The organism is Stenotrophomonas sp. YJH_SMC_43, assembly GCF_059372535.1.
In genome coordinates, this window is the sequence record NZ_JCAFVQ010000001.1 from 739,956 (window position 1) to 762,022 (window position 22,067).

The 22,067-nt window shown below is 66.9% G+C and carries 18 protein-coding genes; 11 read left to right on the forward strand and 7 right to left on the reverse strand.

Annotated features, from left to right (window positions below; all coding sequences use genetic code 11):
* Positions 1 to 199: 199 nt before the first annotated feature.
* From AC5QAH_RS03545 to AC5QAH_RS03555, 3 genes are all read right to left on the reverse strand, one after another.
* Positions 200 to 1,207: a cyclase family protein gene (locus AC5QAH_RS03545; protein ID WP_049454631.1), complete on the reverse strand. Its 1,008-nt coding sequence runs from the start codon at positions 1,205 to 1,207 to the stop codon at positions 200 to 202.
* 35 nt (positions 1,208 to 1,242) lie between these two features.
* The gene (locus AC5QAH_RS03550; RefSeq protein WP_049454629.1) at positions 1,243 to 1,893 is read right to left on the reverse strand and encodes a DsbA family oxidoreductase; all 651 of its coding nucleotides are present in this window, start codon (positions 1,891 to 1,893) and stop codon (positions 1,243 to 1,245) included.
* Positions 1,894 to 1,985: 92 nt separating this feature from the next.
* Positions 1,986 to 2,936: a LysR family transcriptional regulator gene (locus tag AC5QAH_RS03555; protein WP_495232094.1), complete on the reverse strand. Its 951-nt coding sequence runs from the start codon at positions 2,934 to 2,936 to the stop codon at positions 1,986 to 1,988.
* Positions 2,937 to 3,052: 116 nt separating this feature from the next.
* On the opposite strand from AC5QAH_RS03555, the gene AC5QAH_RS03560 reads away from it, so the two are divergent.
* Entirely contained in the window at positions 3,053 to 3,931 is an 879-nt protein-coding gene (locus tag AC5QAH_RS03560) for a sterol desaturase family protein (RefSeq protein ID WP_227199619.1), read from the forward strand.
* A gap of 9 nt (positions 3,932 to 3,940) precedes the next feature.
* Here AC5QAH_RS03560 and AC5QAH_RS03565 read toward each other — a convergent pair whose 3' ends face one another.
* Both AC5QAH_RS03565 and AC5QAH_RS03570 read right to left on the reverse strand, forming a co-directional pair.
* A complete protein-coding gene (locus tag AC5QAH_RS03565; protein ID WP_010485034.1) occupies positions 3,941 to 4,645 on the reverse strand; it encodes a helix-turn-helix domain-containing protein in 705 nt (234 codons plus the stop codon).
* A 287-nt stretch (positions 4,646 to 4,932) separates the two neighbouring features.
* The gene (locus AC5QAH_RS03570; protein ID WP_010485036.1) at positions 4,933 to 5,367 is read right to left on the reverse strand and encodes a VOC family protein; all 435 of its coding nucleotides are present in this window, start codon (positions 5,365 to 5,367) and stop codon (positions 4,933 to 4,935) included.
* Positions 5,368 to 5,705: 338 nt separating this feature from the next.
* On the opposite strand from AC5QAH_RS03570, the gene AC5QAH_RS03575 reads away from it, so the two are divergent.
* A complete protein-coding gene (locus AC5QAH_RS03575) occupies positions 5,706 to 8,501 on the forward strand; it encodes a glycoside hydrolase family 3 C-terminal domain-containing protein (protein ID WP_100051361.1) in 2,796 nt (931 codons plus the stop codon).
* A 132-nt stretch (positions 8,502 to 8,633) separates the two neighbouring features.
* Here the strand turns inward: AC5QAH_RS03575 and AC5QAH_RS03580 are convergent, their stop codons facing one another.
* Positions 8,634 to 9,539, reverse strand: coding sequence for a LysR substrate-binding domain-containing protein (locus tag AC5QAH_RS03580; protein WP_049452751.1), 906 nt, complete (start codon positions 9,537 to 9,539; stop codon positions 8,634 to 8,636).
* A 105-nt stretch (positions 9,540 to 9,644) separates the two neighbouring features.
* Between AC5QAH_RS03580 and AC5QAH_RS03585 the strand changes: the two genes are divergently transcribed.
* The 3 genes from AC5QAH_RS03585 (at position 9,645) to AC5QAH_RS03595 (ending at position 13,522) form a co-directional block, all read left to right on the forward strand.
* Positions 9,645 to 11,006 (forward strand): MFS transporter, encoded by a 1,362-nt coding sequence (locus tag AC5QAH_RS03585; RefSeq protein WP_171954455.1) that lies wholly within the window; start codon positions 9,645 to 9,647, stop codon positions 11,004 to 11,006.
* Positions 11,003 to 11,389, forward strand: coding sequence for a DUF4440 domain-containing protein (locus AC5QAH_RS03590; protein ID WP_010485044.1), 387 nt, complete (start codon positions 11,003 to 11,005; stop codon positions 11,387 to 11,389). Before AC5QAH_RS03585 ends, AC5QAH_RS03590 begins: the two co-directional genes overlap by 4 nt.
* Positions 11,390 to 11,611: 222 nt before the next feature.
* Positions 11,612 to 13,522: a CocE/NonD family hydrolase gene (locus tag AC5QAH_RS03595; protein ID WP_019338311.1), complete on the forward strand. Its 1,911-nt coding sequence runs from the start codon at positions 11,612 to 11,614 to the stop codon at positions 13,520 to 13,522.
* Positions 13,523 to 13,687: 165 nt separating this feature from the next.
* Here the strand turns inward: AC5QAH_RS03595 and AC5QAH_RS03600 are convergent, their stop codons facing one another.
* Complete coding sequence (locus tag AC5QAH_RS03600; RefSeq protein ID WP_423161648.1) at positions 13,688 to 14,641, reverse strand: helix-turn-helix transcriptional regulator; 954 nt, start codon at positions 14,639 to 14,641, stop codon at positions 13,688 to 13,690.
* Positions 14,642 to 15,087: 446 nt separating this feature from the next.
* Here AC5QAH_RS03600 and AC5QAH_RS03605 point away from each other — a divergent pair, with 446 nt between their 5' ends.
* The 6 genes from AC5QAH_RS03605 to dld all read left to right on the forward strand — a co-directional run bounded on the left by AC5QAH_RS03605 (position 15,088) and on the right by dld (position 21,971).
* Positions 15,088 to 15,846 carry an SDR family NAD(P)-dependent oxidoreductase gene (locus AC5QAH_RS03605; RefSeq protein WP_440865913.1) on the forward strand — a complete coding sequence of 253 codons (759 nt, stop codon included), beginning with the start codon at positions 15,088 to 15,090 and terminating at the stop codon, positions 15,844 to 15,846.
* Between the two features lie 130 nt (positions 15,847 to 15,976).
* On the forward strand, positions 15,977 to 16,429 hold the full coding sequence (locus AC5QAH_RS03610; RefSeq protein WP_005410036.1) for an MgtC/SapB family protein: 453 nt from the start codon (positions 15,977 to 15,979) through the stop codon (positions 16,427 to 16,429).
* 224 nt (positions 16,430 to 16,653) lie between these two features.
* Positions 16,654 to 18,312: an L-lactate permease gene (gene lldP, locus AC5QAH_RS03615; RefSeq protein WP_100446029.1), complete on the forward strand. Its 1,659-nt coding sequence runs from the start codon at positions 16,654 to 16,656 to the stop codon at positions 18,310 to 18,312.
* A 53-nt stretch (positions 18,313 to 18,365) separates the two neighbouring features.
* Positions 18,366 to 19,130, forward strand: coding sequence for a transcriptional regulator LldR (gene lldR / locus AC5QAH_RS03620; RefSeq protein WP_029379987.1), 765 nt, complete (start codon positions 18,366 to 18,368; stop codon positions 19,128 to 19,130).
* Positions 19,131 to 19,134: 4 nt separating this feature from the next.
* The gene (gene lldD / locus AC5QAH_RS03625; RefSeq protein WP_010485059.1) at positions 19,135 to 20,274 is read left to right on the forward strand and encodes an FMN-dependent L-lactate dehydrogenase LldD; all 1,140 of its coding nucleotides are present in this window, start codon (positions 19,135 to 19,137) and stop codon (positions 20,272 to 20,274) included.
* A complete protein-coding gene (gene dld, locus AC5QAH_RS03630) occupies positions 20,271 to 21,971 on the forward strand; it encodes a D-lactate dehydrogenase (RefSeq protein ID WP_071305377.1) in 1,701 nt (566 codons plus the stop codon). Before lldD ends, dld begins: the two co-directional genes overlap by 4 nt.
* Positions 21,972 to 22,067 lie beyond the last annotated feature (96 nt).

The following is a 22,067-nucleotide window of genomic DNA, read 5'->3' on the forward strand; positions in this document are numbered from 1 at the left end:
CAGGAACGGGCGGAAACGGCGAGCATGACGCGAGTATCGACGGGCCGATATCAGGGGCTGAGACCGGACATGCTACTCGCCTTGTGAGTAGAATTACTAATGAAATCGGAGGATCGGATTTCAGGTTGCTGAAGGGGTAGGGGTGCCGACCAAGGTCGGCCCCCCGGCATGGCCCGGCGCTACCCGGGTATGCCCCCGGTTACGGGCGGACCGGCAGCGCGACCGGGCGCAGCGGCGCGGCATCGCCACCGCGGATCTTCAGCGGGCCGCCGATGAAGGCGAACTCGTAGACCTTGTCGTGGGCCAGTTCGTCCAGCGCCACCAGCTCGATGATCGGCGCGCCCTGCTGGGCCAGCAGGTAGGTGTGCAGCGGCACGTAGTCGTCGGACACCTCCGAGGGGAAGGTCTCGAAGCTGAGGTTGTCGGCACCGACGATCATCGCGCCGCTGTCCTCGATCAGGAAGCGCGCCGCGTCCAGGCCCATGCCCGGCGGGTTGGCCATGTAGGCCTTGGGCTGTTCGAACAGGCGCATGCGGCCGGTGCGGATCAGCACCACGTCGCCCTGCTGCAGTTTCACCTTCTGGCGTGCCAGCGCATCCTTCAGGTCCTGGCGGGTGACGCGGTAGCTGTCCGGCAGCATGTCCACGCCCTTGGCGGTGGCCACGTCGATCAGCACGCCACGCGCGATCAACGGCGGGAACTTCTCGATGCCGGTGACCTTCCAGCCACGGTCGCCGAGGTGTTTGTCGGCCTCGAAGCCATTCCAGATCTTTCCATGGATGCCGAAGTGGTTCAGCGCATCGATGTGGGTGCCGGTGTGGCTGTACATCGAGAACGCGGTGCCGGTGTAGCTGCGGGTGAGGTTCATGGTTTCGCCCACGCCCATCGGATCATCCATCACCGTGCCGCGCGGGGTGTGGGTCATCCAGAACTGGTAGTGCGGGTCGCCGGCATCCTGCCAGCTGGGCATGCCGACGTAGTACTCGGTGGCCAGGTCATAGGCCTTGCCGCCGCTGACCCGCGACAGGATCGCCGCACGCGAGGCCTCGGTGATCAGGTTGAGGCGGCCGATCTCGTCCTTCGGCCCCCAGGGGCTGGTGCCGACCTGCTGGCCGGAGGGTACGCGTTCGTGCGCGGACACGGTGGTGGAAGCTGCGGTGCCGGCCAGCAGCAGGGCCAGCGCGGTGGCCAGGGTGCGTGGGGTCATGGGAAATCTCCTTGCAGGGTGGGGGAGGGCGCGGCTCAGGCCGCGACCAGGTGCGCCAGGGCCTGGCGCAGGTGTGGCAGCGGCAGGGTCTGCAGGCGCAGGCCGTTGCCGCCGATCACGGTGGGAATGGAGCGGACGCCGAGGGCAGCGGCTTCGGCGCGATCGACCTGCACGCGCTGGCGTACTGCGTCGCTGCGCATGTGGTCAGCGAAGGCGCCACGTGGATGGCCCAGCGCTTCGGCGATATCCAGCAGGACTTCGGCGTCGCCGATGTTGCGGTGCTGGTGCAGGTGCGCCCACTGCACGGCATCGAACATCGCGCCATGGGCGTCGTTGCCACCGAGCATGCCGGCAGCCTGGCAGGCCAGTGCGCCGAGCCAGCCGGACGGATACTCGAAGTCCTGCGCGCGCATGCCTTCGATATCGATGCGCGCGGTGTCTTCATGCGCGGCGCAGTCGGTCCAGTGGCGCAGGATGATCGCCTTGGCGCGCTCCATCGAGCCGAACACCTCGACCATCTGTGCGCGCGAGTCCTGCAGCACGAAGCTGCGGTGGCGCACCTGGATGCCGAGTTCGGCGGAGACCTGCTTCAGGCGCGGGGCCAGCACGAAGCACCAGCCGCAGACCACGTCGTGGAAGAAATCGACCACCGGCGCGGCGGTGGCGGGGGAAGGAACGGAAGACATCTGCCTGCCATCGGTGAGAGGGGAGGCGGCAGATTAGGCAGCGCGGCGTGGCCGAAACAGCACGCCGCGGGCAGCTCAGTTTTCGCTGGCGGTTACGAATCCAGGCCAGCGCAGCCGGGCAGCTCGGCGTGCAGGAAATCGATGAAGGCGCGTACCTTGGGTTGCAGATGGCGCGACGTGGGGTAGACCGCATGCACGAAGCGCGGCGGATAGCGGTGGTCGGGCAGCACCTGCTGCAGTTCGCCCTGGGCCAGTGCCGGCGCGGCCAGGAACGAGGGCAGGGCACCGATGCCCATGCCGGCCACCAGCAGGTCGCGCAGCAGCAAGCTGTTGTTGACGGTGACGCGCGCGGGCAGGGTGATTGTCACCTGGCCATCGGGACCGAGCAGCGGCCAGCTGCCGGGGGAGTCGGACAGGCTGTAGGCCAGCACGCTGTGCGCCTGCAGATCGTCCACCGCCTGCGGTGCCGGATGCTGCCGCAGGTAGGACGGGGCCGCGCACAGCACCTGCTGCAGCGACGCCAGCCGGCGCGCCACCAGGCGTGAATCATCCAGTTCGGCACGCAGCCGCAGCGACACATCGAAACCCTCACCGACTGCATCGAGCAGGCGATCTTCCATCACCAGGTCCAGCGACAACTGTGGATGCTGCTGCAGGAAGCGCGGCAGCAGCGGCGCCAGCGTGCTCAGTGCGAATGACTGCGGCGCGTTCACGCGCAGGCGTCCGGCCACCTCGCCGCGCTGTTCGGCGATGCCGCGTTCCAGCGCTTCCAGCTCGTCGAGCAGGCGGCAGCATTCGCGGTAATAGGCGTGGCCGGTTTCGGTCAGGCTCATGCGCCGCGTGGTCCGCTGCAGCAGCACCACGCCCAGGTGCGTTTCCAGCGTGCGCAACTGCTTGCTCAGGCCGGCCGGCGACATGCCCAGGTCTTCGGCGGCACGAGCGAGCCCGCCGCGTTCGACGATGCGGCGGAAGGCGCGCATCAGGTTGAAGGAGTCCATGCCGGTCCCGGGCGCGATGAGAGCATCATTGTAGATCCACGCCATGCGTGGATGTGGGAAGCGTGGTGCCCGCAGGGTTGCGCCGTTTGTTCAAGCCCGCAACCCACACGCCACGCCAGCATGCAGGCCCCTCACTTCCCGGGTTGCCCATGAAGCACTGGATGCTCCGCCTGTATGCCCCGCTGTTCCTGCTTGGATTCGTCGCCACTGCCGTCGTCTGGGTCGGCCACTGCCATGGCGATCCGTTGTGGCTGCTGGCCCTGCTGGCGATCGCCATTGCGGTTTCGTTCGTCGCCGAGCGCGCCTGGCCGTATGACCCTGCGTTCAACCGCGACCACGGCGACCGTGTGCGTGACGCCCTGCACGCGCTGGTCAACGAAGGCCTGAACCTGTTGTCGATCGCGGCGGTGCCGCTGCTGGCGGCGATCATTCCGTGGCAGTTGTGGCCGCTGCAGTGGCCGTTCGCACTGCAGCTACTGGTGGCGATCATCGCTGCCGATCTCGGCATCACCCTGGTGCACTACGCCAGCCATCGCATCGGCTGGCTATGGCGTCTGCATGCCGTGCATCACAGCGTGACCCGCATGTATGGCTTCAACGGGCTGATGAAACACCCACTGCACCAGGCCGCCGAAGCGGTGGGCGGCGTGCTGCCGCTGCTGCTGTTGGGCCTGCCGATGCCGGTGGCGGCGGTGCTGGCCTTCGCCATTGCCATCCAGCTGCTGCTGCAGCACTCCAACGTAGACATGCGTCCCGGCGTGCTGGGCCGGGTGATGGCCTGGGCGCCGCTGCACCGCTTCCACCACATGCGTTACGGCACCGCCGGCGACGTCAACTTCGGCCTGTTCCTGACCGTCTGGGATCACCTGCTGGGGACCGCCTTCGATGCGCCGGGCTATCGGCTGCGCCAGCACGACCTCGGCATCGGCAGCCAGCCGGACTATCCGCGCGATTACCCCGGGCAACTGCTGGCGCCGTTCCGCGAACTGCCACATGGCGAGGTGCCGGAGCTGCCTGAAGGTCTGCGCAGGCGCGGATGATGGGTCGTGTCAGGCCGCGTGCAGCTGCAGGCCCTGCAGTTGCGCGGCACTGATGCCGAACATGCGGCGCAGGCTGCGCGACAGATGGGCCAGATCGGCGAATCCAGCGGCATGCGCACTGTCGGTCAGGCTGTGGCCGTGCAGATGATGCGTGAGTGCATTGCGCAGGCGTTGCCACAGTACCCAGCCGCGCAGTGTCACCGCCAGGTCGGACTGGAAACGCCGGTGCAGCTGGCTGGCCGACAGGTGCGCCGCCTCGGCGATATCGGCGGCCGGCACCGGGTCAGGCAGGTGCTGGGCGATACGGGCCAATGCCGCCTGCACGCGGCGGTCCAGCGGTTGTGGGCGGCTCAGCCGTGGCAGCCAGTCGCGTAGCTCCATGGTATTGCCCGGCAGTGCGTGCAGATGCTGCTGGATCTGCGTGGAATCGGCATGCGCGGGTTCGAGGAACACCGTGCAGCCCGCTTCCGGCGCCGACAGGATCGCATGCGTCTGGAAGGAGGGCAGCCACAGCCGTTGGCCCTGCTGCCGTACGCCATCGACTTCGACCTGCCAGGGCGTACCGTCGCTCAGCAGCAGTTGATGGGCGTAGTGCGCATGTACGCTGCTGTCACCGGCATGGCCCTGCAGCACCGCCACGTGAGCATCCAGCAGCAGCGTGCCATTCCAGGGCAGGGCGGGGGAGGACATGGAGGGATTGTAGATCCACGCCATGCGTGGATGAATCTCCATCGAAATCGATTAATTCGACGATTGATCGAAGAGCATCCACGCCTGGCGTGGATCTACTGCAGATTGCGGCGAATTGTCGAAGGCGGGGTGGGTCCGGTTGCGGGGGCGTGAGCGCCATGGATGGCGCGACCGAGGCTACATGGACGTACTTGCGCCGTCCCCCGCAACCGGACCCACCCCGCCACCCCACAGGAACCCAGCTTTTGCTTCTGCTGTTGCATTGGCCGTTGCCTCTGCGGGTGCCGGGCGCAGCCCGGTCGCGCGCACTCTCACCGCCCGTGCGGATCCGGCCGGTGATGCACGTACTCGACCACCGTGCCATCGGGATGCACCGCATTGAACGCCGCCCCGGTCGGCACCACCTGCAGCGGGAAGATGATCTCGGCACCGGCCGCGACCAGTTTGTCGTGATAGGGCCGAACGTCATCGACCAGCAGCGTCCCCGTGGTCGAAGTGAATGGCGCCAGCGCCTCATCGCAACCTTCGATCAGCAGGAATGCACCGACCATCGCCAGGCGTAGGCCGGCATCGGGAAACGGGAAGCCCGCATCGGCCACCACACCCTGCAACTGCTCGTAGAACGCCACGCTGCGCTCCAGTTCGCCAGGGGCAACGAATACCCGGATCAGCACGCGTGGGCTGCGCTGGGTGGAGGTATCACAGCGGTCACGCCAGAGATGATCGAAGTCGCGGTGTATGTTCATGGGCGGGGTCCAGGGCCGGTGACACCTCATTATCGGCAGCCCCACGCGGCCTGCTGATGACCGCCGGTGATGGCCTGATAACCGCTGGCCGGGTTGCCTCTGTGACTTAGGTCCTGTTGACAGGTGTGAACGCCCTCGCACAATCTTCACAGGATTGGGTCGCCCTGCGCGGCCCGGACAGGCAGGTTGTCACGCCGGGAGGAGGGTCCCAGGCGCAGACCGGCCCGTCCTTCGGCCTGCGGGAGGTTGCCTGGCAATTCCTGCGCGGCATGAACGCTGCACCCTTCGGCGGCACTTTCCCTGGACCGATTGCCTTGGCAACGGAATTACGCCTGCCGATGAAAACGTTTACAAAGCCGCTTGCACTGTCCCTGGCCCTGTCTGTCGCACTGGCCGCCCCGGCCTGGGCTGACCCCGCCGCGTTCACCGTGCTGACCCTGGAACAGGCCCCGACCGCCGAGACGATGCCGGCCCTGGCCGCCCAGCTGAAGACCCTGCAGGTGGACGCGGTGAGCGTGCGCCAGGTGCAGCGCGGCATCGGCCAGGTCGATCCGCTGCAGGTGCTGGCCGATGGCCTGGGCTACGAGTACCGCTTCATCGCCGCCGGCAGGGACGATGGCCAGATCCAGCGCGGCCAGGCCGTGCTGACCCGGCTGCCGATCGCCGCTGAATCCGGCCCGGACCAGCCGGGCCTGAGCTACCTGCGCCTGGACGATGGCCGCCACACGGTGGCGGTCTACACCGATGCCGGTGCAGGTGCCGCGCAGCTGCCAGCGCTGGTCACCCGTTCGCGGCTGGGTGCACCGGCGGTGCTGCTCGGTGCGGTGGCCGGTGAATCGGCCAAGGCCGCAGGCTTCGATCCGGCGCGTGTCGCCCTGGAAGCCGATGCCAGCTATTTCAGCGATGGTTTCCAGGCCGCCAGCAGTGCGCCGTTCAAGCTGGAAGGCAACACCCTGCGCGCCACCCTGCTGACCCTGGCCTATGCCGCCGACAAACATGGCGACAGGCCGTGGATGGACACCACCCTCAACGCCGATGCGCGCGCTGCGCTGCTGCTGAAGGCGATGACCGAGGATGAGAAGTTCCAGATGCTGCACAGCTACTTCGGGCTGGGCAAGGACGGTGGCCCGTTGCCGGAAGGCGCGGTCGGTTCGGCCGGCTTCGTGCCGGCAGTGCCGCGCCTGGGCATTCCGTCGCAGCAGTCGGCCGATGCCGGCGTCGGCGTGACCAATCCGGGCGGCATCCGCCCCGGTGATTTCGCCACGGCGATGCCATCGGGCCCATCCACCGCATCGAGCTGGAACCGGCAGGTCGCCTTCGCGGGTGGCGCGATCATGGGCCGCGAGGCATGGCAGCAGCGCTTCAACATCCTGCTGTCGGGCAGCGTCAACCTGCAGCGTGATCCGCGCAATGGCCGCAACTTCGAATATGCCGGTGAAGATCCGCTGCTGGCCGGTTCGATGGTCGGCGCGCTGATCCAGGGCGTGCAGAGCCAGCACGTGATCTCCTCGATGAAGCACTTCGCGCTGAACGACATGGAGACCCGCCGCAACTTCCACGACGTGCGCATTGGCGAACAGGCCATGCACGAGTCGGACCTCCTGGCCTTCGAGATCGCGCTGGAAGCCGGCCGCCCGGGCGTGGCGATGTGCTCGTACAACAAGATCAACGGCACCTACGGCTGCGAGAACGGCTACCTGATGAACCAGGTGCTGAAGCAGGAATGGAAGTTCCCCGGTTTCGTGATGTCCGACTGGGGTGGCGTGCACAGCGGTTCGAAGGCGGCGCTGGCCGGCCTGGACCAGCAGTCGGCCGGCGAAGTGTTCGACGCGGCGGTGTTCTTCGATGAGCCGCTGCGCCTGGCCGTGCATGGCGGCGTGGTGCCGCAGGCGCGCCTGAATGACATGGTCGCGCGCATCCTGCGCACGATGTTCCTGCATGGCAACTTCGACAACCCGCCGCAGCACCAGAAGGTCGATGCCGAGGCCGGCTTCGCCGTCGCCCAGCGCACGGTGGAAGAGGGCAGCGTGCTGCTGCGCAATGAAGGCAACCTGCTGCCGCTGGCCGACACGGTGAAGCGCATCGTCATCATCGGTGGCCACGCCGACAAGGGCGTGATCGGTGGCGGTGGTTCGTCGATGGTGGGCGTGACCGCCAAGGGCACCAATGCGGTGCCGGGCGTGCTGCCGACCACCTGGCCGGGCCCGGTGATCTTCCACCCGTCCTCGCCGCTGGAATCGCTGCGCGCAGCGCGTCCGGACGCGACCATCGAGTACGTGGACGGCACCAACGCCGCCGCCGCGGCCAGGGCTGCCGCGCAGGCCGACGTCGCCATCGTGTTCGCCACCCAGTGGGCCGCCGAATCGGTGGATCTGCCGGACATGCAGTTGCCGGACAACCAGGACGCGCTGATCTCGGCGGTGGCCAAGGCCAACCCGAAGACGGTGCTGGTGCTGGAAACCAATGGGCCGGTGCGCACGCCATGGCTGGCGCAGGTGCCGGCGATGCTGCAGGCCTGGTACCCGGGCATCCGCGGTGGCGAAGGCATTGCCGCGCTGTTGACCGGCCAGGTCAATCCGTCCGGCCGCCTGCCGGTGACCTGGGTGGTGGACGAATCGCAGCTGCCGCGCCCGCACATCGACGGCCTCGGCTTCAAGCCGGCCAAGCCGTTCGGTGATGTGTTCGATTTCGATATCGAAGGTGCCAACGTCGGTTACAAGTGGATGGCGGCCAAGGGCCTGAAGCCCACCTTCGCGTTCGGTCATGGCCTGTCCTACACCTCGTTCGCCTATGAAAACCTCAAGGTGAGTGTGGAAGGCTCGCGCCTGGTCGCCAGCGTGGACATTCGCAACACCGGCAAGCGCGCCGGTGCCGACGTGGCCCAGCTGTACCTGAAGCTGCCGGCCGGCAGCACCACGCCGATCCGCCTGATCGGCTATGACAAGGTGACCCTGCAGCCGGGCGAACAGCGCCGCATCCGCATCGAAGCCGAGCCGAAGACGCTGGCGCACTACGATGCGCAGGCCCGCCAGTGGAAGATCGACGGCGGCACCTACCAGGTGCAGCTGTCGCGCAATGCCGCCGAGCCGCTGCAGACGGTGGACGTGCAGCTGGTGGAGCAGGTGCTGCGCTGATGCCTTGAAGACACGGCCCCGGAAGGGGCCGTGTTTGTTTGTGGGGTACCGCTGCGCTCGCCGGGCGTGGCCCGGCGCTACCAGGGCTGTGGTGATCGGGTAGCGCCGGGCCATGCCCGGCGAGCGCGGAAGTCACACAGGCGCGCTGCCAAACCACCCGCGCAGGAAATCAATCAGCTGCCGTACCTTTGGCGAGGGCTGCGTGCTGTGCGGGTAGACCGCGTACACGCTCTGCTGCGGGAAGCGGTGCTGGCACAGTACCGGTCGCAGCCGACCCTGGGCCAGATCGTCCTCGATCAGCCAGCGCGGCAGCACGGTGACGCCGGCACCGGCCACGGCGAAGGCGCGCAGGCTGCTGGCGCCATCCACGCGCACCACCGCGTTGCCGGGGTTGGTGGCGAACAGGGCGTCGCTGCCATCCGGCGCCACCACCGGCACGTCGGCCAGACGCGGGTAGCCCAGGCGGGGCAGGGAACCCAGCTGCACGGGGTCATCGGCAGCATCGGCAGAGGGCAGGCGTGCCAACAGGGACGGAGCCGCTACCGCGCACAGTGGATGCCGTTCCAGTTCGCTGGCATGCAGCCCAGAGTCCGGCAGGCGGCCGAGGCGGATCGCCAGGTCGAAGCGTTCGGGAATCAGGTCGGCCGGTGCCGGTGAGGTCGACAGGTGCAGCTGCAGGGCCGGGTGCCGCGCACGGAACGCCTCCAACGCAGGAATCAAGCGGAGCTGGGCGTACTCCGGCGTGGTGGTCAGGCGCAGTACGCCCTGCAGCTGGTGCTGGTCGCGGCGCGCGGCATCGATCGCCGCCTGGGCGGCGTCCAGCGCCTGCACGCAGTGCTGCAGGAACTGCTCGCCAGCCTCGGTCAGGGCCAGGTGCCGGGTACTGCGCAGCAGCAGGGTCACGCCCAGCTCCTGTTCCAGCCGCTTCAGGTTGAAGCTGACCACCGCGCGGCTGAGGCCGAGGCGATCGGCGGCGGCGGTCAGGCTGCCGGCCTCGACCACGGCGCGGAAGATATCGAAGCGATCGAGGCTGACCATGGCGGTCTATTGTCAAAACAGATTTGACAGTGTTGCAGCTGTCGTCGTGTTTTTCCAACAAGGCCCGCACGGCATGCTGGCCGCTTCTCTGCTGGAGCGCCGCCGATGCCGTCCCCCCGCCTGCGCCATGAGGCGATCTTCCTGCTGGTGTTCGCCCTGGATCTGGTCAACATGTTCATCGCCACGGTGGCCTATCCGGCCTTGGCGGCGGAACTGCACGCTGATATCAGCACCCTGGCCTGGGTCGGCACCGCCTACATGCTGGGCCTGAGCGTGGTGATTCCGTTGGCGCCCTGGCTGGCTGCGCGCTGCGGCGAGCGTCGCTTGCTGCTGGTGGCGTTGCTGTTGTTCGCGGTTGCCGCTGTGCTGGCTGGCGCAGCGCCGGGTATCGGCTGGCTGCTCGGCTGGCGCCTGCTGCAGGGGCTGGCCGGTGGCCTGCTGATTCCGGTCGCGCAGGCCGCGGCGTACCGGCAATGCACGGCGGATCAGCGAGGTGCACTGACCCGGCGCATCCTGCTGGTGGCGTTGCTGGTACCGGCACTGGCGCCCGCGTTGGGCGGGTTGTTGGTGCAGTGGTTGGCCTGGCGCGGCGTGCTCTGGGCCAGCCTGCCCTTGGCGGTGGTGGCGATCGCGCTTGTGCTGGCATGGATGCCGGCCGATGGCGTGCGCAGTGCGCCGCGGCTGCAGACCTATGCGCTGTCCACCGCGATGCTGGCGCTGGGCGCGCTGCTGCTGGCGCTGACCTGGCTGGGTGAGTCCGGACACCGCGGCGCAGGTGCCGTGTTGTTGCTGGTCGCACTGCTGCTGGCGGTGGCCCACCTGCGGCATGCGCGTCGGCAGGCGCAGCCCCTCCTGCGCTGGTCGTTGCTGTCGCATCGTGGGCTGCGGCTGGCGATGCTGATCTATCTGGCCGTACCCGGTGTATTCATCGGCAGCCAGCTGGTCAGTACCCTGCAGCTCCACCAGGCCGGTTACAGCGCGGCACGCATCGGCGCGCTGATGCTGCCGTGGGCGCTGGCCTCGGCCACTGCGATCACGGCCAGCAAGCGCCTGCTGGCTCGCTTCGGCCCGGCCACGGTGCTGCGTACGGGCATGCTGCTGCAGGCCAGCGGCATGCTGTTGATGGCGCTGCTGCCGCAGCCGGCCTTCGCGTTGGCCGCGCTGTTGTTCGCGCTGATGGGGGCGGGCGGCAGCCTGTGCAGCAGCACGGCGCAGACGCTGGCCTTCCATGGCGTGGAGGGTGAAGCGCTGGGCGATGCCAGTGCCCTCTGGAACCTCAACCGTCAGCTCAGCTTCTGCCTCGGTACCGCCGCCATTGCGCTGCTGCTGGCATTGGCCATGCAATGGCTGCCGGCAAACGCCACGCGCGTGGCGCTGGGGCTGGCCGCCCTACTGACTCTGCTGCCGATGGTATTGCTGCGCCGGCCGCAATCGATCTCTCTTTCCCAACCCGAGACAATGCAATGACGATGACCGCAGAGAACGAGTTCCATGATCTGATCGCCAAGCTGCAGGCTTGGTTCCGTGCGGAAGCAGCCGCCAGTACGCTGGATGCGCTGATGGATCATTTCTGCACCGACTTCAGCATGGTCGGTATTGCCGGGCAGCGCCTGGACCGCGAAGCCCTGGCCGGCATGTTCGCTGGCGGCCATGGTGCCCGCCCGGGCTTGCGTATCGAAATCGATGCCCTGCAGTTCATTGCGGTGCCGGCACCGTTGGTGATGCTGCGCTACCGTGAAGGGCAGGGCGTTGCTGAAGGTGGGATGGCCTGGCGTGAAGCACTGGCCGTGCTGCGGCAGGAAGACGGCCGTTGGCGTTGGCTGGCGTTGCATGAAGTAACGGCAGCCTGATGTTGTAGAGCCGAGCCCAGGCTCGGCTGCTCTTCGGGGAGGTTGCGGTGGCCCCAGCCGAGCGTGGGCTCGGCTCTACAACGGCCAGATGGACGCGTGCCCGTCGGGCAGCACATGTGCCATCAGTCCTGCCTGCATCCACCGCAGAATGCAAAGCCCGCACACACTTCACGGCTCGGGGCAGGAGTAGGCTTGAGGCTTTCCTGCCGGGAGGGGTTGTCCATGCGTGTGCGTGCCGTCGCTGTAGCCATTGCCCTTTGCCTGTCCAGCACCGTGCTGGCCGCCGATACCCCGCCGATGACCCCGGACATCAGCGGCAAGCCCTTCGTTGCCCCCGATGTCGGTCGTGACTACGACAAGCGCGTGGTGATGGTGCCGATGCGTGACGGCACCAAGCTGTATACGGTGATCGTGGTGCCCAAGGGCGCCCGCAACGCGCCGATCCTGCTGACCCGCACACCTTACGATGCCGCTGGCCGCGCCAGCCGCAGTGATTCGCCACGCATGCGCGACCTGCTACCGCAGGGCGACGAGGTGTTCGTCGACGGCGGTTACATCCGCGTGTTCCAGGACATCCGCGGCAAGTACGGCTCCGAAGGCGATTACGTGATGACCCGGCCGCTGCGCGGGCCGTTGAACAACACCAAGGTGGACCACTCCACCGATGCCTGGGACACCATCGACTGGCTGGTGAAGAACGTACCGGAGAGCAATGGCAAGGTCGGCATGCTCGGCTCGTCGTACGAGGGCTTCACCGTGGTGATGGCGCTGACCGACCCGCATCCGGCACTGAAGGTGGCTGCGCCGCAGAGCCCGATGGTCGATGGCTGGATGGGCGACGACTGGCTCAACTACGGTGCGTTCCGCCAGGTCAACTTCAACTATTTCGCGATGCAGACCGAGAAGCGCGGCAAGGGCACGCCGCTGCCCAGCCTCGGCTACGACGACTACAGCACCTTCCTGCGCATCGGTTCGGCCGGCGACTACGCGCGCTTCACCGGTGTGGACCAGCTGACCTGGTGGAAGAAGCTGGTTGAGCATCCGGCCTATGACGGGTTCTGGCAGGGCCAGGCGCTGGATGCGGTGATGGCGAAAACACCGCTGAAGGTGCCGACCATGTGGCTGCAGGGCCTGTGGGACCAGGAGGACATGTGGGGTGCCAACCATGCCTACCAGGCCATGGAAGGGCGCGACAGCGGCAACAACCGCAATTACCTGGTGATGGGGCCGTGGCGGCACAGCCAGGTGAACTACAGCGGCAGCGAACTGGGCGCGCTGAAGTTCGATGGCGATACCGCGCTGCAGTTCCGCCGTGATGTACTCAAGCCGTTCTTCGACCAGTACCTGGTGGACGGTGCGCCGAAGGCGGACACGCCGCCGGTGCTGATCTACAACACCGGTGAGAACCACTGGGATCGCCTGAAGGGTTGGCCGCGCAGCTGCGACAAGGGCTGTGCCGCCAGCAGCAAGCCGCTGTTCCTGCGCGCCGGCGGCAAGCTGGCGTTCCAGGCGCCGGCGGCGGGCGAGGGCGACTTCGAGGAGTATGTGTCCGATCCGGCCAAGCCGGTGCCGTTCGTGCCGCGCCCGGTACGTTTCGGTGACCGCGACATGTGGACCACCTGGCTGGTCAAGGACCAGCGCTTCGTCGATGGTCGCCCGGACGTGCTGACCTTCATCACCGAACCGCTGGCCGCGCCGCTGCGCATCGGCGGCGCACCGGTGGTGCATCTGCAGGCCTCGACCAGTGGCACCGACAGCGACTGGGTGGTGAAGTTGATCGATGTGTATCCGGACCAGGAAGCGTCCACGCCGGAGATGGGGGGCTATGAGTTGCCGGTGTCGCTGGCGATCTTCCGTGGCCGCTACCGCGAGAGCTTCAGTGATCCGAAGCCGCTGGCGGCCAACGAAGTACTGCCGTACCGCTTCGATCTGCCCAACGCCAACCACACCTTCCAGAAGGGGCACCGGGTGATGGTGCAGGTGCAGTCCAGCCTGTTCCCGCTGTACGATCGCAACCCGCAGACCTACGTGCCGAACATCTACCTGGCCAAGCCGGGCGATTACCAGAAGGCCACGCAGCGGGTCTGGCACAGCGCGGCACAGGCGAGCTACATCGATCTGCCGGTGTATTGAAGCGGCCAGGGTGACGCCGGGCATGGCCCGGCGCTACCCGGGGATGTGCGGTGTCGGTAGCGCCGGGCCATGCCCGGCGGCGTTGATGGTGCCGGCCGCTGGCCGGCCTCCGCGATGGCACGGGAGCGTGTCGACCAAGGTCGACACCTATCAGGGCACCAGCCTTCAGCCCACCTTCGAGGGGCCCGTGCGCCAGCGGCTGGGTACCAGGCCGAAACGTTTGCGGAATGCAGCGGCGAAGTTGCTGGGGTGGCGGTAACCACTGGCGGCGGCGGCCTGCTCAACTGTCCATCCGTCTTCGCGCAGTCCCTGTTCGGCGTGGCGCATGCGCTGCTCGTGCAGGTAGTCGAATACCGAGCAGCCGTACTGCTGGGCGAAATGACGGCGCAGCGAGCTCGGGCTCATGCAGGCCAACTGGGCCAGTTCGATCAGACTGTGGGCATGGCTGGGATCGTCGTGCAGGTAGGCGCGCACACGCTCCAGCCGCTCGCGCTGGCCCGCGCGCAGCGTTCGTACATGGTCGGTCTGCAGATCCTCGGCCTTCAGGCCAACGGCCAGCAGCTGCAGTGCGACGCCTTCGCGCCACAAGGCGTCGATGCCGTCCTCCCATGGGCTGTCGAACAGCTGGCCCAGCACTGGCAGCAGGGTATGCGGAATGGCCCAGTGGCGGCATTCCAGGTGCGTGTTGAGCGCGGTTTCCAGCTGCGGCAGATGGAACAGGTCCGGGTCGATCTGGCCGGGCACCATCACGCTGACGCCGCGCATGCGCGTTTCGCCGGGATGCGCACCCGTCATCTCGACCTGTTCGCGGTGGTGCGCGGTCATTGCCGTGCCAGCGCGCAGGGTGAAACCAGCGCGTCGCGGAATGCGCACATCGACCTGGCCCTGCAGCATCACGCGGATGGCCAGGCCGGGACTCTGATGGGCGGTCGCCACATAAGGAAAGCGATTATGGACGTCGGAGGCGATCAGGCTCATGCCGCCGCGCAGGAACTGCTCGTTGACCTCGCCATGGCCGGCCCACTGGTCGTCGCGCAGGTGTTCCGGGTCGGTGCGGTAATCGAAGCCATGGCGGTGGCCGAAGCGGCGGTAATCAGCAAAAGTGAAATATCGGGACATCGCTCGGCACGTGCTTTGGAGGTGGACGCTGGCATTACCTCGCCCACGCACTCTGCAACACAGATGCAGATCCGGTCGTTACCCGTGAGACATGCTGGGAAGCAGTGGCATGGGCACTCTGGAGGGTGGGGGGAACACCAGGTTGAATTGAATGTGTCGGAGAAAATGGAAACGTTTCCCATTGTCGCCTCGATTCGCGCGCTTTTGATTTAAATATGGTCAAAACGATTGACGATTACGGCCAAAGTGAAAATGCCGCCGAACATACGCCAGCGTTTTGCATGCATAACCGTACGCAATTCCATACATCAACTTGAGTTGAGGTTTCATGGCTGGAACGATCCGCCATGGACGCGATGTCAGCCAGGCCATCACGGGCGCACGCGTAGGGTGGGGCGGTTGGCTGTTGCAGGCCACTTCGATACCCCCACTGATGGAGAACGCAGATGATTGACTACCAGCTCACCGGCAAGACCGCGATCGTGACCGGCGGCGTGTCCGGTATCGGCTTGGCCGTGGCGCAGACCCTGGCGGCGTCCGGCGCGCGGATCTCGGTCTGGGATCTGAAGCAGGATGCGGTCGATGCCACCGTGGCGCAGTTGCGGGATGCGGGTGCACAGGCCATCGGCATCGCGCTGGACGTCACCGACGACGCTGCGGTGGAGGCGGCAGTGCAGCGCACGATCAAGGAACTCGACGGCCTGCATGTGGCGGTCAACAACGCCGGTATCGGCGGGCCGGCTGCCAGCAGCGGTGACTATCCGGTCGATGGCTGGCAGCGGGTTATCGACGTCAACCTCACCAGCGTGTTCCTGTGCCAGCGTGCGCAGATCCAGGCGATGCGAGCCGCTGGAACCGGCGGCAGCATCATCAACATGGCCTCGATCCTGGGCCAGGTGGGCTATGCCGGTTCCACTGCGTACGTGGCGGCCAAGCACGGCGTGGTTGGGCTGACCCAGACCGCCGCCTGGGAACATGCGGCCGACGGCATCCGTGTCAACGCGGTCGGCCCGGGCTTCATCAGCACACCGCTGTTGGAGAAGATGGACCCGAAGGTGCGCGCCACGCTGGAAGGCCGCCATGCATTGAAGCGGCTGGGCACGGCCGAGGAAGTTGCGGCGCTGGTGGCCTGGCTGGCCAGCGACGATGCCTCGTTCGCGACCGGCGCGTACTACGCCATCGATGGTGGCTATCTGGCGCAATGATGCGGTAATCGCAGGCGACGGTGATGCCGGGCAGGGCCCGGCGCTGCCGGGTGAACGGGCTGTGGTGCGGCCTTCACCGTTGTGCCACGGCTGCCGCGCGACGCTCCGGGAAAATCCCGGAGCCTCTCCCATGGAACTCACCCAGGATGTCTCGATCCTGCTGCGCGTGGCCGCAGCCATGTTGTTCGGCGGCGTGCTCGGCGTCGAGCGCGAGATGGGCAAGCACGCGGCGGGCCTGCGCACGCACATGCTGATCGCCGGTGCCGCCGCACTGATTGTCGGCCTCGGCGACTCGGTGGCTGAGCATTTCCAGCAGGAGCGCTATCGCGACCTGCTGCAGGTCGACCCGGTCCGTCTGATCGAAGCGGTGGTGGCCTGTGTTGGCTTCGTTGCCGCTGGCACCATCCTGCGCGGCTCACGCGAAGACCAGGTCAGCGGATTGACTACCGCAAGCTCACTGATCATGGCGGCGGCCATTGGCATCGCCGTGGGCATCGGTAAATACGTGATTGCGATCGGCGTCAGCGTGCTGTGCGTGCTGGTGCTGGCGGTGATGCGGCGGTTGGAGAAACGGATCTCGTAAGGAATCTCGAGTTGCCGGCCAGCGGCCGGCATTACCATGGCGGCCTGAATGGTCGGACCAATATGACATCTAGCGCTATGGTCTAATAGGCTCTTCGTCGGAGTGGCGGTTAAATCCGCTGCAAGTGGTCTGATCGAAATCTTTATTGGTACGACCAATGTTCGACAGTCACGGCGACCCACCGCCTGCGGTGGGGCACCTTCCGCATCCAGTCGAGAGTCTTCATGCAGCCCTGGCAACACCTGTACGACCCCGCCGGCAACCTGTGGTTGTCCAGCCTGATCGCGCTGCTGCCGATCGCGTTCTTCTTCATTGCCCTGGCCGTGCTGCGCATGAAGGGCTGGCTGGCCGGCACGATCACCGTGGCCATCGCACTCGGCGTGGCCCTGCTGTTCTACGGCATGCCGCTGAGCCAGGCGCTGGGCGCGGCCGGCTTCGGCTTCGTCTATGGCCTGTGGCCGATCGCCTGGATCATCATCGGCGCGGTGTTCCTGTACAAGGTCTCGGTCAAGACCGGCCAGTTCGACATCATCCGCGCCTCGATCCTGTCGGTTACCGAAGACCAGCGGTTGCAGATGCTGATGGTCGGCTTCGCCTTCGGTGCCTTCCTGGAAGGCGCGGCCGGGTTCGGTGCGCCGGTGGCGATCACCGCCGCGCTGCTGGTCGGGCTGGGCTTCAAGCCGCTGTATGCCGCCGGCCTGTGCCTGATCGTCAATACCGCGCCAGTGGCGTTCGGCGCGATGGGCATTCCGATCATCGTGGCCGGGCAGGTCACCGGCCTGGATGCATTCGAGATCGGCCAGATGGCCGGCCGCCAGCTGCCGTTCCTGACCATCATCGTGCTGTTCTGGATCATGGCCATCATGGATGGCTGGCGTGGCATCAAGGAAACCTGGCCGGCGGTGCTGGTCGCGGGTGGCTCGTTCGCTATCGCACAGTACCTCACCTCCAATTTCATCGGCCCGGAACTGCCGGACATCACCGCGTCGCTGGCGTCGCTGGTGTGCCTGACCCTGTTCCTGCGTCGCTGGAAGCCGGTGCGGATCTTCCGCTTCGATACCGAAACCAGCGCCGAGGCGGCCGCACAGGCACTGGAAACGCCCCGCTACAGCGTTGGCCAGATCGCCAAGGCGTGGTCGCCGTTCCTGATCCTCACCGCGATGGTCACGCTGTGGAGCATCAAGCCGTTCAAGTCGCTGTTCGCGGCGGGTGGCCCGCTGGAAAGCTGGGTGCTCAAGATCCCGGTGCCGGGCCTGGACCAGATGGTACAGAAGATGCCGCCGATCGTGGATGCACCGTTGAGCTACGAAGCCGTCTACAAGTTCGACTGGTTCTCGGCCACCGGTACCTCGATCATCCTCGCTGCGGTGATCGCGATCATCGCGCTGCGCATGCCGGTCCGTTCGGCGCTGCGCACCTTCGGCGAAACCGTGCGCGAGCTGCGCATGCCGATCTACTCGATCGGCATGGTGCTCGCCTTCGCCTTCATCGCCAACTATTCGGGCCTGTCGGCGACGCTGGCGCTGGCATTGGCGCACACCGGCGACGCGTTTCCGTTCTTCTCGCCGTTCCTGGGCTGGCTGGGCGTGTTCCTGACCGGTTCGGATACCTCGTCCAATGCGCTGTTCTCGGCCCTGCAGGCAACCACCGCGCAGCAGATCGGCGTGTCCGACGTGCTGCTGGTGGCGGCCAACACCACTGGCGGTGTCACCGGCAAGATGATCTCGCCGCAGTCGATCGCCATTGCCTGCGCAGCGGTCGGCCTGGCCGGCAAGGAATCGGACCTGTTCCGTTTCACGGTCAAGCACAGCCTGATCTTCACCACGATGGTCGGCCTGATCACCCTGGCCCAGGCCTACTGGCTGACCTGGATGATTCCCTGAGCCATGCACGGTTGGCCGACCACCCGCTGCGCGCTTCGGGCCACAATGGCGCCATGAGCACGCAACGCATTTCCGACAAGGTGGCCGCACAGTTGCGCGGCCTGGTGCATGAACAACAGCTGCAGCCCGGTGACCGGCTGCCGGCCGAGCGCACCCTGGCGGTGCAGCTGGGGGTCTCGCGCACGGCGTTGCGCGAAGCCATCGCGCAGCTGGCCAGCCAGGGCCTGCTGACCGCACGCGTCGGTGGCGGCACCTATGTAGCCGAACCTGCGGCGCGCGCGCGGCAGGCGCTGGATGAACCGCTGGCGCCGTACCTGCCGCTGTTCCAGGGCGACCCGGAATACCGCTTCGACGTGCTGGAGATCCGCCACGCGCTGGAAGGTGCCACCGCCTGGCATGCCGCATTGCGCGCTACCGACGAGGACCGCACGCGCATCGCGCAGGCCTTCCAGACCATGATGGACGCGCACGGCAAGGACGACCCCACCGGCGAAGCGGAGGCCGACGCGGCTTTTCATCTGTCCATCGCCGAGGCCTCGCACAACCTGGTGCTGCTGCAGGTGATGCGCGGCCTGTTCGAGCTGCTGCAGACCAACATCTCGCAGAGCCGTGAAAAGCTCTACACCTCGGCGAGGACCTTCTCGCCGCTGTCCGACCAGCACCGCGAGATGATGGACGCGGTGCTGGCAGGCGACCCCGAACGCGCGCGCGCCGCCGCGCATGCCCACCTCGAGTTCGTGCACACCACGCTGCGCACCCTCGATGACAACGAAGCCCGGCGTGCGCGGGCCTCGCGTCTACCTTCCCCACACGGTTGACCCCATGATCATCTCCGCCTCCACCGATTACCGTGCCGCAGCGCAACGCCGGCTGCCGCCGTTCCTGTTCCACTACATCGATGGCGGCGCGTATGCCGAGCACACGCTGAAGCGCAACGTTTCCGACCTGTCCGACATCGCGCTGCGCCAGCGCATCCTGCGCAACATGTCCGACCTGAGCCTGGAAACCGAGCTGTTCGGCGAAAAGCTGGCAATGCCGGTGGCGCTGGCGCCGGTCGGCCTGACCGGCATGTATGCCCGGCGCGGTGAGGTACAGGCGGCGCGCGCGGCCGACAGCCGCGGCATCCCGTTCACCCTGTCCACCGTATCGGTGTGCCCGATCGAGGAAGTGGCACCGGCCATCCAGCGGCCGATGTGGTTCCAGCTGTATGTGCTGCGCGACCGCGGCTTCATGCGCAATGCGCTGGAGCGGGCACAGGCCGCGGGCGTGACCACGCTGGTGTTCACCGTGGACATGCCGGTGCCGGGTGCGCGCTACCGCGATGCACACTCCGGCATGAGCGGCCCGAACGCCTCGCTGCGCCGCATCGGCCAGGCCATCACCCATCCGCACTGGGCGTGGGACGTGGGCCTGTTCGGCCGCCCGCATGATCTGGGCAACATTTCCACCTACCGCGGCAACCCGACCGGGCTGGAGGACTACATCGGCTGGCTGGGCAGCAACTTCGATCCGTCCATTTCGTGGAAGGACCTGGAGTGGATCCGCGAGTTCTGGAAGGGGCCGATGGTGATCAAGGGCATCCTCGACCCGGATGATGCGCGTGACGCGGTGAAGTTCGGTGCCGATGGCATCGTGGTCTCCAACCACGGTGGCCGCCAGCTGGACGGCGTGCTGTCCACCGCGCGCGCACTGCCGGCGATTGCCGATGCCGTGCAGGGTGATCTGAAGATCCTCGCCGATTCGGGCATCCGCACCGGCCTGGACGTGGTGCGCATGCTGGCATTGGGCGCCGACACCGTGCTGCTGGGCCGTGCCTTCGTCTATGCGCTCGCCGCCCAGGGCGAGGCCGGCGTGGCCAACCTGCTGGACCTGATCGCCAAGGAAATGCGCGTGGCGATGACACTGACCGGCGCGCGCCGCATCGCCGACATCGGCCGCGATTCGCTGGTCAGCCTGCCATGAGTGGCCACGATGCCGTGCTGGCGCAGTTGCGCGACGCGGTCGGCAACCGCCATGTACTGACCGGCGACAAGGCCACGCGCCGCTTCCGCCGTGGCTATCGTTTCGGCGACGGCCCGGTGCTGGCCGTAGTGCGCCCGGGTACGCTGCTGGAACTGTGGCGCGTGCTGCAGGCAGCGGTGCAGGGTGGGGCGGCGATCATCCTGCAGGCGGCCAATACCGGCCTGACCGGTGGCTCGACCCCGGATGGCAACGACTACGGGAGGCCGATCGTGCTGGTCAGCACGCTGCGCCTGACCGGTATCCAGCTGTTGAACGAAGGCCGCCAGGTGTTGTGCCTGCCCGGCGCCACGCTGGACCGGCTGGAGCAGACGCTGGCACCGCTCGGCCGCGAACCACATTCGGTGATCGGCTCGTCCTGCATCGGTGCGTCGGTGCTGGGCGGCATCTGCAACAACTCCGGCGGCGCGCTGGTGCGCCGTGGCCCGGCCTATACCGAACTGGCACTGTACGCGCAGGTCGACGCGCAGGGCCGGTTGCAGCTGGTCAATCATCTGGGCATCGCGCTGGGTGATACGCCCGAGCAGATCCTGCAGCGCCTGCAGGTGGGCGACTACAGCGCGGCGGATGTCGGCAATGGCGACGGCCGTGCGGCTTCCGATCCACGCTATGCCGAGGAAGTACGCAAGGTCGATGCCGATACCCCGGCACGTTTCAACGCCGATCCCAGCCGCCACTACGAAGCCGCGGGTTCGGCCGGCAAGCTGGCGGTGTTCGCGGTGCGCCTGGACACCTTCGAGAAGGAGGCCGCCGAGGTCTTCTACATCGGTAGCAACCGCACCGACAGCCTGACCGCGATCCGTCGCCAGCTGCTGACCGGCTTCGAGCGGCTGCCGATTGCTGGTGAGTACATCCACCGTGATGCCTATGACATCGGCGAACGCTACGGCAAGGACAGCTTCCTGCTGATCGACCGCCTTGGCACTTCCCGCGTGCCCGCCGCGTTCGCGTTGAAGAGCCGTGTCGATGGCTGGTTCGAGCGATTGGGCCTGCGCGGCGTGACCGACCGTGTGATGCAGGTGCTGACGGACCTGCTGCCTTCGCACCTGCCCAAGCGCATGGGCGAGTTCCGCCAGCGTTATGAGCATCATCTGTTGCTGAAGGTCTCCGCGCAGGACGCAGCAGAAACCGAGGCCTGGCTGCGCGACTTCTTCACTGGCCACGAAGGTGGCTATTTCCACTGCACGGCGGAGGAGGGGCGCAAGGCGTTCCTGCATCGCTTCGCCGTGGCCGGTGCCGCGGTGCGCTACCGCGAAGTGCGTCGTGACCAGGTGCAGGACATCGTGGCGCTGGACATTGCCCTGCGCCGAGATGATGCCGACTGGTTCGAGCAGTTGCCGGCCGATATCGACGGCCGCCTGCTGCACAAGCTGTATTACGGACACTTCCTGTGCCACGTGTTCCACCAGGACTACATCGCGCGCAAGGGCGAAGACCCGATGGAGATCGAGCACGCGATGTGGGCACTGCTGGACCAGCGCGGCGCCGAGTATCCGGCTGAGCACAACGTCGGCCACCTGTACCCGGCCAAGCCGGCGCTGGCCGGGTTCTACAAGCAGCTGGATCCGAGCAATACGTTCAATCCCGGTATCGGCCAGACCTCGAAGGCCAAGGGGTGGGGTGGCTGCGACTGCGGATGATGTAGAGCCGAGCCGGCGCTTGGCTGGTGTTTGTGGTGAGAAGCAGTCGAGCAGGGCTCGACGCCGCCCGGGCAGCAGTTACCATCGGAGGCCCAA

What these genes read in the sequence shown, in the direction of transcription:
- AC5QAH_RS03545 (WP_049454631.1), bottom strand. Translation starts at nt 1,207, where the DNA reads ATGACCCCACGCACCCTGGCCACCGCGCTGGCCCTGCTGCTGGCCGGC.
- AC5QAH_RS03550 (WP_049454629.1), bottom strand. Translation starts at nt 1,893, where the DNA reads ATGTCTTCCGTTCCTTCCCCCGCCACCGCCGCGCCGGTGGTCGATTTC.
- AC5QAH_RS03555 (WP_495232094.1), bottom strand. Translation starts at nt 2,936, where the DNA reads ATGGCGTGGATCTACAATGATGCTCTCATCGCGCCCGGGACCGGCATG.
- AC5QAH_RS03560 (WP_227199619.1), top strand. Translation starts at nt 3,053, where the DNA reads ATGCTCCGCCTGTATGCCCCGCTGTTCCTGCTTGGATTCGTCGCCACT.
- AC5QAH_RS03565 (WP_010485034.1), bottom strand. Translation starts at nt 4,645, where the DNA reads ATGGCGTGGATCTACAATCCCTCCATGTCCTCCCCCGCCCTGCCCTGG.
- AC5QAH_RS03570 (WP_010485036.1), bottom strand. Translation starts at nt 5,367, where the DNA reads ATGAACATACACCGCGACTTCGATCATCTCTGGCGTGACCGCTGTGAT.
- AC5QAH_RS03575 (WP_100051361.1), top strand. Translation starts at nt 5,706, where the DNA reads ATGAAAACGTTTACAAAGCCGCTTGCACTGTCCCTGGCCCTGTCTGTC.
- AC5QAH_RS03580 (WP_049452751.1), bottom strand. Translation starts at nt 9,539, where the DNA reads ATGGTCAGCCTCGATCGCTTCGATATCTTCCGCGCCGTGGTCGAGGCC.
- AC5QAH_RS03585 (WP_171954455.1), top strand. Translation starts at nt 9,645, where the DNA reads ATGCCGTCCCCCCGCCTGCGCCATGAGGCGATCTTCCTGCTGGTGTTC.
- AC5QAH_RS03590 (WP_010485044.1), top strand. Translation starts at nt 11,003, where the DNA reads ATGACGATGACCGCAGAGAACGAGTTCCATGATCTGATCGCCAAGCTG.
- AC5QAH_RS03595 (WP_019338311.1), top strand. Translation starts at nt 11,612, where the DNA reads ATGCGTGTGCGTGCCGTCGCTGTAGCCATTGCCCTTTGCCTGTCCAGC.
- AC5QAH_RS03600 (WP_423161648.1), bottom strand. Translation starts at nt 14,641, where the DNA reads ATGTCCCGATATTTCACTTTTGCTGATTACCGCCGCTTCGGCCACCGC.
- AC5QAH_RS03605 (WP_440865913.1), top strand. Translation starts at nt 15,088, where the DNA reads ATGATTGACTACCAGCTCACCGGCAAGACCGCGATCGTGACCGGCGGC.
- AC5QAH_RS03610 (WP_005410036.1), top strand. Translation starts at nt 15,977, where the DNA reads ATGGAACTCACCCAGGATGTCTCGATCCTGCTGCGCGTGGCCGCAGCC.
- lldP (WP_100446029.1), top strand. Translation starts at nt 16,654, where the DNA reads ATGCAGCCCTGGCAACACCTGTACGACCCCGCCGGCAACCTGTGGTTG.
- lldR (WP_029379987.1), top strand. Translation starts at nt 18,366, where the DNA reads ATGAGCACGCAACGCATTTCCGACAAGGTGGCCGCACAGTTGCGCGGC.
- lldD (WP_010485059.1), top strand. Translation starts at nt 19,135, where the DNA reads ATGATCATCTCCGCCTCCACCGATTACCGTGCCGCAGCGCAACGCCGG.
- dld (WP_071305377.1), top strand. Translation starts at nt 20,271, where the DNA reads ATGAGTGGCCACGATGCCGTGCTGGCGCAGTTGCGCGACGCGGTCGGC.